The 7,360-nt window shown below is 63.3% G+C and carries 8 protein-coding genes; 4 read left to right on the forward strand and 4 right to left on the reverse strand.

Annotation, left to right across the window (positions count from 1 at the left end; all coding sequences use genetic code 11):
* The first annotated feature begins 23 nt into the window (after window positions 1-23).
* From rpoN to GGR13_RS11315, 3 genes are all read left to right on the forward strand, one after another.
* Window positions 24-1,544, forward strand: coding sequence for an RNA polymerase factor sigma-54 (gene rpoN, locus GGR13_RS11305; RefSeq protein WP_183213615.1), 1,521 nt, complete (start codon window positions 24-26; stop codon window positions 1,542-1,544).
* Between the two features lie 82 nt (window positions 1,545-1,626).
* Complete coding sequence (hpf, locus tag GGR13_RS11310) at window positions 1,627-2,295, forward strand: ribosome hibernation-promoting factor, HPF/YfiA family (RefSeq protein ID WP_183213616.1); 669 nt, start codon at window positions 1,627-1,629, stop codon at window positions 2,293-2,295.
* A 121-nt stretch (window positions 2,296-2,416) separates the two neighbouring features.
* A complete protein-coding gene (locus GGR13_RS11315) occupies window positions 2,417-2,884 on the forward strand; it encodes a PTS sugar transporter subunit IIA (protein WP_183213617.1) in 468 nt (155 codons plus the stop codon).
* A gap of 12 nt (window positions 2,885-2,896) precedes the next feature.
* Here GGR13_RS11315 and GGR13_RS11320 read toward each other — a convergent pair whose 3' ends face one another.
* Together GGR13_RS11320 and GGR13_RS11325 are read right to left on the reverse strand one after the other, a co-directional pair.
* Window positions 2,897-3,154: a DUF1150 family protein gene (locus GGR13_RS11320; protein WP_183213618.1), complete on the reverse strand. Its 258-nt coding sequence runs from the start codon at window positions 3,152-3,154 to the stop codon at window positions 2,897-2,899.
* A gap of 66 nt (window positions 3,155-3,220) precedes the next feature.
* Window positions 3,221-3,640 carry an Hsp20 family protein gene (locus GGR13_RS11325; protein WP_183213619.1) on the reverse strand — a complete coding sequence of 140 codons (420 nt, stop codon included), beginning with the start codon at window positions 3,638-3,640 and terminating at the stop codon, window positions 3,221-3,223.
* A gap of 221 nt (window positions 3,641-3,861) precedes the next feature.
* Between GGR13_RS11325 and GGR13_RS11330 the strand changes: the two genes are divergently transcribed.
* A complete protein-coding gene (locus GGR13_RS11330) occupies window positions 3,862-4,695 on the forward strand; it encodes an alpha/beta fold hydrolase (protein WP_183213620.1) in 834 nt (277 codons plus the stop codon).
* Between the two features lie 51 nt (window positions 4,696-4,746).
* Here GGR13_RS11330 and GGR13_RS11335 read toward each other — a convergent pair whose 3' ends face one another.
* Together GGR13_RS11335 and GGR13_RS11340 are read right to left on the reverse strand one after the other, a co-directional pair.
* Window positions 4,747-5,949 carry an acetyl-CoA C-acyltransferase gene (locus tag GGR13_RS11335; RefSeq protein ID WP_183213621.1) on the reverse strand — a complete coding sequence of 401 codons (1,203 nt, stop codon included), beginning with the start codon at window positions 5,947-5,949 and terminating at the stop codon, window positions 4,747-4,749.
* Window positions 5,950-6,104: 155 nt separating this feature from the next.
* Window positions 6,105-7,016, reverse strand: a complete 912-nt coding sequence (locus GGR13_RS11340; RefSeq protein ID WP_183213622.1) for an SDR family NAD(P)-dependent oxidoreductase — start codon at window positions 7,014-7,016, stop codon at window positions 6,105-6,107.
* Window positions 7,017-7,360: the final 344 nt, after the last annotated feature.

The raw sequence follows: 7,360 nt of genomic DNA on the forward strand, positions 1-7,360 counted from the left end.
TTTCGGCGACAGGGGTTCAAGCGGTGATTGGTCAGAGGCTTGAAGTTCGGCAGGGTCAGGGGCTGGTCATCACGCCCCAGCTCCAGCAGGCGATCAAGCTGCTGCAGTTGTCGAACCAGGAACTGGACGAGTTCGTCGAGGCCGAGCTTGAAAAGAACCCCCTGCTTCAGCGCGACGAGAGCGATGGGCCTGTCGACCATCGGAATGCCGAAGACGCCACCCCTGTCTCGACAACCACTGACGCGGCAGAGCTGAGCTTTTCGGAGATCGAAACCTCTGATCGCAGTTCCACCGTCGATGCCCGTGAGGACGACGTCTACGGCGATGCGACCCCCGGCGAGCGGACATCGGATCGCCTCGGTGACGACGCCGGCCAGCCGGGTCTGACCGACTGGTCCGCGGCCGGCAAGGGTGGCAGCTTTGACGACGGTGACGGCGGCGAGCGTCCGGAGCGCCAGATGCTCACCCTGTCGGAACATCTTCAGGCCCAGGCCTCCTCGGCGGGGTTCTCGCCGGTCGATCACGCCATCGCCCTGTCGCTGATCGACGGTGTGGATGACGGCGGCTACCTGCGTGGCGAACTGGCCGAGATCGCGGACCGGCTGGGCTGCGACCTGACACGGGTCGAGGCCGTCCTGGCCGTCTGCCAGGGCTTCGAGCCAACGGGAGTCATGGCCCGTTCCGTTCCCGAATGCCTGAAGCTGCAGCTGATCGAACGCAATCGGTTCGATCCGGCGATGGCCTGCCTGGTGGACAATCTTGAACTGCTCGCCAGACGAGACCTGTCGGCCCTGCGCGCCCGCTGCGGCGTCGATGCCGAGGACATGGCCGAGATGATCGCCGAGCTGAAGGGCCTCACGCCCCGCCCCGGCGCAGGCTTCGGGGCCGAGACCGCGCAGACTGTGATCCCCGACGTCCACGTCCGGCCGGACCCGGCCGGGGGATGGCGGGTCGAGCTGAACTCGGACACCCTGCCCCGGCTTCTGGTCGACAAGCGGTATCACGGCGTGGTCCAGGCCGGTGCGCGCACAGAAACCGAGAAGGCCTTCGTGGCCGATTGCGCGGCTCAGGCCAACTGGCTGGTCAAGTCACTGGATCAGCGCGCCAAGACCATCCTCAAGGTGGGCTCCGAGATCGTGCGCCAGCAGGACGCCTTCCTGGCGTTCGGCGTCGAGTTCCTGCGGCCCCTGAACCTGAAGACGGTGGCTGAGGCGATCGGAATGCACGAATCGACGGTCAGCCGGGTCACGTCGAACAAATACGTCTCCACCCCGCGAGGCGTCTTCGAGCTGAAATTCTTCTTCACTGCCTCGATCAATGCCACCGGAGACGGCGCGGCCCATTCCGCGGAAGCCGTCCGACACCGGATCAAGTCCATGATCGACCACGAGGCCGCAGACGGGGATGTCCTTTCGGACGATCGGATCGTCGAGATTCTCAAGGAAGCCGGCATCGACATCGCCCGCCGGACCGTCGCCAAGTATCGGGAAGCCCTCAGGATTCCGTCGTCGGTCCAACGCCGCCGCCAGCTCAAATTCGCCTGACGGGGCCCGTCGAACACGCAAGCGTGACTGGAAAACGGCGTTCCTTGTTGACACCGGACGCAAGGAGTCGCGTTCTATCCCTATGCAAGTCCAAGTCAGCGGCAAGCACGTGGATGTCGGCGAAGCGTTAGGCTCGCGCATCTCCCTGGAACTCCAAGAGGGCGTCGGAAAATACTTCGAACGCGGCGGTGAAAACGCCGAGGTCGTCGTGTCCAAGGATGGCTATGGTTTCAAGGTGGACTGTTGGGTCCGCCTTGCATCCGGCCAGACCCTTGTGACCACCGGGCTGGGGGGCGATGCCCACTCAGCCTTCACAGAAAGTCTCGACAAGCTCGAGAAGCGGGTCCGTCGCTACAAGCGTCGGCTCAAGGATCACCATATCGGGCCCAAGGGCCTGTCGCCCGAGAAAACCGAAAATGCCGCCCGCGACGTGGCCCGCAGCATAGTGCTCCGGGATCCTGACACGATCGAGGACGACGATTTCGGCGACACCAGCGCGGCTGACGAAGCGCCGCCAGTCGGGATGGTCATTGCCGAAACCCAGGCGGAAATCCGGACCATCACGGTCGGACGGGCGGTGCTGGAACTCGACATGACCGGTTATCCGGTACTCCTGTTCCGAAATGCCGCTCATGGTGGCCTGGCGGTCGTTTATCGTCGCCCGGACGGGAATGTCGGCTGGATCGATCCAGAACGCACGCAAAGCCTTAACAGCCGGACTCCCGCCCAGAGCAACGGCGCTCACGCCTGACGCACACGTTCGTGTGATGGGTCATGAACCTTTTGTTCAGGGGCTATCGCAAGGGAGCGGGACGGTCTAAAGGCCGCCCGCTCCCGATGGGATCAGTTGCGAGAGTCTGGAACCGCTACTCATGCACATCGGTGATCTTTTGATCGGCGACGCTATCCTGATGCGTCAGGGAGCCTCCTCCAAACGTCAGGCACTGCATATCGTCGCTGAGGCGGCGTCAGAGCTGTTCGGATTGAGCGAAACCACCATCTTCGACGCCCTGCTGGAGCGTGAAGCCCTCGGTTCGACGGGGCTTGGTTCCGGTGTGGCTGTTCCGCACGCCCGACTTGCCGGGCTCGATCGCGTCAAGGCGGTCTTCGTCAAGCTTGAGTCGCCGGTACCCTATGACGCCGTGGATGATCGGCCCGTCGATCTGATGTTCGGGCTGTTCGCTCCGCCAACCGATGGGGCGGAGCATCTCAGAGCCCTGGCCGCCGTTTCGCGGACGATGAGGTCCCCGGATTTCCGTCAGCGGTTGCGACAGGCCAACACGATCGATGCAATCAGCGCGCTGTTTGTCCAGCAGAGCCCCGCCGCGACCGCAGCCTGATCCTCAAAAAGTCTAGTGCACCGAGACGGGTGCGAGTTCATGCGCCACGGCAGCGGCAAAGGCCGTCTTGCGATCCATCATGACGGCCAGACGCTCCCCGTCTGCGCTGTGAACAGCATACAGGATCTGGTCCGGGTCGATTTCCAGCGCCTTGGCTTCAGGGGTCAGGACATCATCAAGCACGTCCGAAGCCGTGATCTCACGCACGTACACCAGGTCCGGGGCACCCAGACCGGCAAAGTCTTCCTTGGTCATCAGTATTGGGGTCATGGGCAGTTGGACTCCTTGTTGATCCGGTAACGCCCGAACGGACGGACGGTTCGACCCTGCGACGTTTCAGCCAAAAGCGATGGGAATCTGCCGAACGGTACGCACCGGTTCGGGACGGCTCAGGTTCACATGGAGCAGTCCGTGCTCCAGGCGGGCGCCTTCGACCTCAAGCCCGTCCGCGAGGACGAAGCTTCTGACAAACCCCCGGGCAGCGATCCCGCGGTGCAGAAAGGACTGTTCCCCTCTCGCGCCATCCTCGCGCTTGCCCTGGATCGTCAGCTGCCGCCCCTCAAGCGTGATGGCCAGGTCTTCAGGCGTGAATCCCGCCACAGCCAGCGTGATGCGAACGGCATCATCGCCGATCTGCTCCACGTTGTAGGGCGGATAACCTTCGGCAGCCGCCTTGGTTGCCCGATCGATCAGGGCACGCGTTTGATCGAAACCAAGCAAAAAGGGACTGTCGAACAACACAGTACGGTTGGTCATATCTGAGCCCTCCCAAGAAGCGACTGCTGCGGATCATCTTCCCGCGAGGGCGAAGGCGACCATTCTGAAAATATGAGTGACCAGAGCGATCCAATCAACTGAAATCAACAGTTGATGACAAAACCGTCTCGGTCCCGACACGATGCCGCAACCCGAAAGGTGCAGGCTGGTTATGTCGGGCATCGGGCAGCCGCCGCCCTTCCCACCCACAGGAGCCGACCATGGGACTGATCAACGTCGACGAAGAGAATGCGTCGCCCATCGATCTCTACTTCGAGGATCATGGCGACGGCAGACCGGTCATTCTCGTGCACGGCTGGCCTCTGAGCAGTGCGTCATGGGAAAAACAGACCTCGGCGCTGCTGGAAGCGGGCTATCGCGTGATCCGCTACGACCGTCGTGGCTTCGGACAGTCCGACAAGCCGTCGACGGGATATGACTACGACACGCTGGCGTCCGACCTCGATATTCTGGTGACCGAACTCGATCTGTCGGATGTCGCCCTTGTCGGCTTCTCCATGGGTGGCGGTGAACTGGCCCGCTATGTGGGAAATCAGGGAACCGACCGGATTTCGAAGCTGGTGTTCATCTCTGCGATCGCGCCGTTCCTGCTCAAGACCGACGACAACCCGGAGGGCGTCGATCGCTCGGTCTTCACCGGCATCGAGACGGCCATCCAGAACGACCGTCCGGACTTCCTGAAAGGCTTTCTCCAGTCCTTCTACAACTTCGACGCCCTTGGCGGTTCGCGGATCAGCCAGGCGGTTGTTGATGCCAACTGGGCTGTCGCCGTCCAGGCCTCGCCAAAGGGCACGCTGGATTGTGTCGGGGCCTGGCTCGAGGATTTCCGAGAGGATGTTGCCGCGATCGACGTGCCAACCCTGATCATTCACGGAACCGAGGATCAGATCGTGCCGATCGAGGCGTCGGGCGGTCGAATGCCGGACCTGATCGACGGGGCGGAACTTGTCCGGATCGCAGGCGGACCCCACGGCATCCTGTGGACCCATGCGGAGCAGGTGAATGCGGCCCTGCTCGAGTTTCTCGCAGACTGATCTGGCCCGACGGCCTCCTCTCCTCGATCCGGACAGGAGGCCGTCCCGGCCTCAGTAGATTTCGAACAGACCGGCCGCGCCCATGCCTCCGCCGATGCACATCGTGACCACGCCATAACGCGCGCCGCGACGCTTGCCTTCGATCAGAACGTGGCCGGTCATGCGTGCACCGGACATGCCGTAGGGGTGACCGATCGAAATGGCTCCGCCGGACACGTTCAGGCGATCCATCGGGATGCCGAGGGTATCGGCACAATACAGAACCTGAGCCGCGAACGCCTCGTTCAGTTCCCAGATGCCGATGTCATCCATGGTCAGTCCGTGGCGCTTGAGCAGTTTGGGCACCGCATAGACCGGACCGATTCCCATTTCATCCGGCTCGCATCCCGCGACCGCCATGCCGCGATAGGCACCCAGCGGGACAAGGTTTCGCTTCACAGCCTCGCCGGCCTCCATGATCACGGCTGCCGAGGCCCCGTCCGATAGCTGGGAGGCATTGCCGGCCGTAATGAACTCGCCCTGCTGAATCACCTCGCCCCCGCCAAACACAGGCTTGAGCGATTGCAGACCTTCCAGGGTGGTTTCCGGACGATTGCCTTCGTCCTTCGACAGGGTGACCTCCTTCGATGACGCCTGGCCCGTAGCCTTGTCGACCACCAGCGTGTGGGTGGTCATGGGCACGATCTCGGCATCGAGCCGGCCCTCGGCCTGGGCCTGGGCCGTCCGTTGCTGGGACTGCAGGGCATACTCGTCCTGGCGATCCCGGGAGACGCCGTATCGCTTCGACACGATCTCGGCAGTTTCGAGCATGGACATGTAGATGTGGGGCGACAGCGCCAGCAGTGCCTCGTCCTTCATCCGGTACAGGTTCATGTGCTGGTTCTGGACCAGGGAAATGCTCTCCAGCCCGCCGCCGACCGCCATCTTCTGCTGGTCGAAGATCACCTGTTTCGCTGCGGTCGCAATGCCCATCAGCCCGGAGGCGCACTGGCGGTCCAGGCTCATGCCCGGAACGGATGCCGGCAATCCCGCCGCAAGGGCGATCTGGCGGGCGACGTTCGTGCCGGTCGAGCCCTGCTGGAGGGCCGCCCCCATGATCACGTCCTCGATCTCGGCCGGATCGACGCCCGCCCGTGCCACGGCGTGGCGCACGGCGTGGCCCCCGAGCGACGGTGCGGCCGTATCGTTGAAGGCGCCGCGATAGGCGCGCCCAATCGGTGTACGGGCAGTTGAGACGATGACGGCTTCACGCATCCGGGCAGTCCTTCATGAGGGGCCGCCACCCGCGAGGTGATCGCGTACAAGAGGCCCGGTTTCCTGTGCAGGCGCGTCCGATGCTGTGTCCGGTTCGCGCCTGTCACAGGGAACTTACGCACCTGCCGCAACGGCAAGGCAAGCCTCCATGCGGATCAGGACCGGCCTTGCGTCGCGCTCGCCTTGGTCAGTTCAATCATTCCCTGGGCAGCCCCCATTTCCGGGACGATCTCGCCAGTCCGATCGGAAATGGCATCAAAGCCTGCTGCAACCTGTTCGGCCGCATCGTCTCCGGCTGCATGAATTCCCTGGGTCAGGGTGACATAGGCGCGTTCGAACCCGCCGGCGCCGGCCGCCAGAATGCAGCGGCTCGGCGCGTCGTCGCAGACCAGATACAGCAGACCCGGCGTGACCCGTTCCGGATCCAGCAGCTCCAGCGGCAGGGCCGCCCCCAGATCCTCGGTCATGCGGGTGTGGGCCGTCGGCGCGAGGCAGTTGACGCGGATGTCGTTCTTGCCGCCCTCGATGGCCAGGGTCTGCATCAGGCCCACGAGCGCCATCTTGGCTGCCCCATAGTTGGCCTGGCCGAAATTGCCGTAAAGGCCGGACGAAGAGGTCGTCATCACGATCCGCCCATAGTTCTGGGTCCGCATCGTCTCCCAGACCGCCTTGGTGCAGTTGACCGCACCCATCAGGTGAACGTCGACCACGAAGCGGAAATCCTCGAGCGACATCTTGGCAAAGGACTTGTCGCGCAGGACCCCGGCATTGTTCACCAGGATGTCGATCCGTCCCCATTTCGCAAGAACCTCGTCGACCATGGCCTGGACAGCAGCCGCATCGGTGACGGAGGCACCATTGGCGATGGCCTCGCCGCCAGCCGCAAGGATCTCGGCGACCACGGCCTGCGCCGGGGTTTCGGAAGCGCCCTCGCCATCACGGGCCACGCCCAGATCGTTTACGACGACCTTTGCGCCCCGTGCTGCCAGTGCGAGCGCGTGGGAACGTCCGAGACCGCCGCCCGCCCCTGTCACAATCGCAACCTTGCCATCAAATCGGATAGTCATGCCTTGGCCTTGTCTGGGTGAATGTTGATAGGCGGAAGCGACGAACCAATTTCCGCCGTCAACCGCTTCATATGTGTTGGAATGGCGCCACAGTCGTCACATTGATAGCGTATTGGCGGAACCAGTAGAACAGTCTGCCGTTCGGCCCCGTGAGTGTCGGGTGTAGAAACCGGCCCAGCAATAAAAAGTCATGAGGACCATATGAAACTGAAACTTCTCGCAAGCGTCGCAGTCGCAGGCCTGTTCGCCGCCGGTGCCGCCTCGGCCGAGCCGGACGGCTGGTACGGCGCGGTTGACGCCGGCTATCACGTCATCGACGACATCAACACCGAGTCCTCGACCAC

Source organism: Brevundimonas variabilis, from assembly GCF_014199945.1.
Taxonomy (GTDB): domain Bacteria; phylum Pseudomonadota; class Alphaproteobacteria; order Caulobacterales; family Caulobacteraceae; genus Brevundimonas; species Brevundimonas variabilis.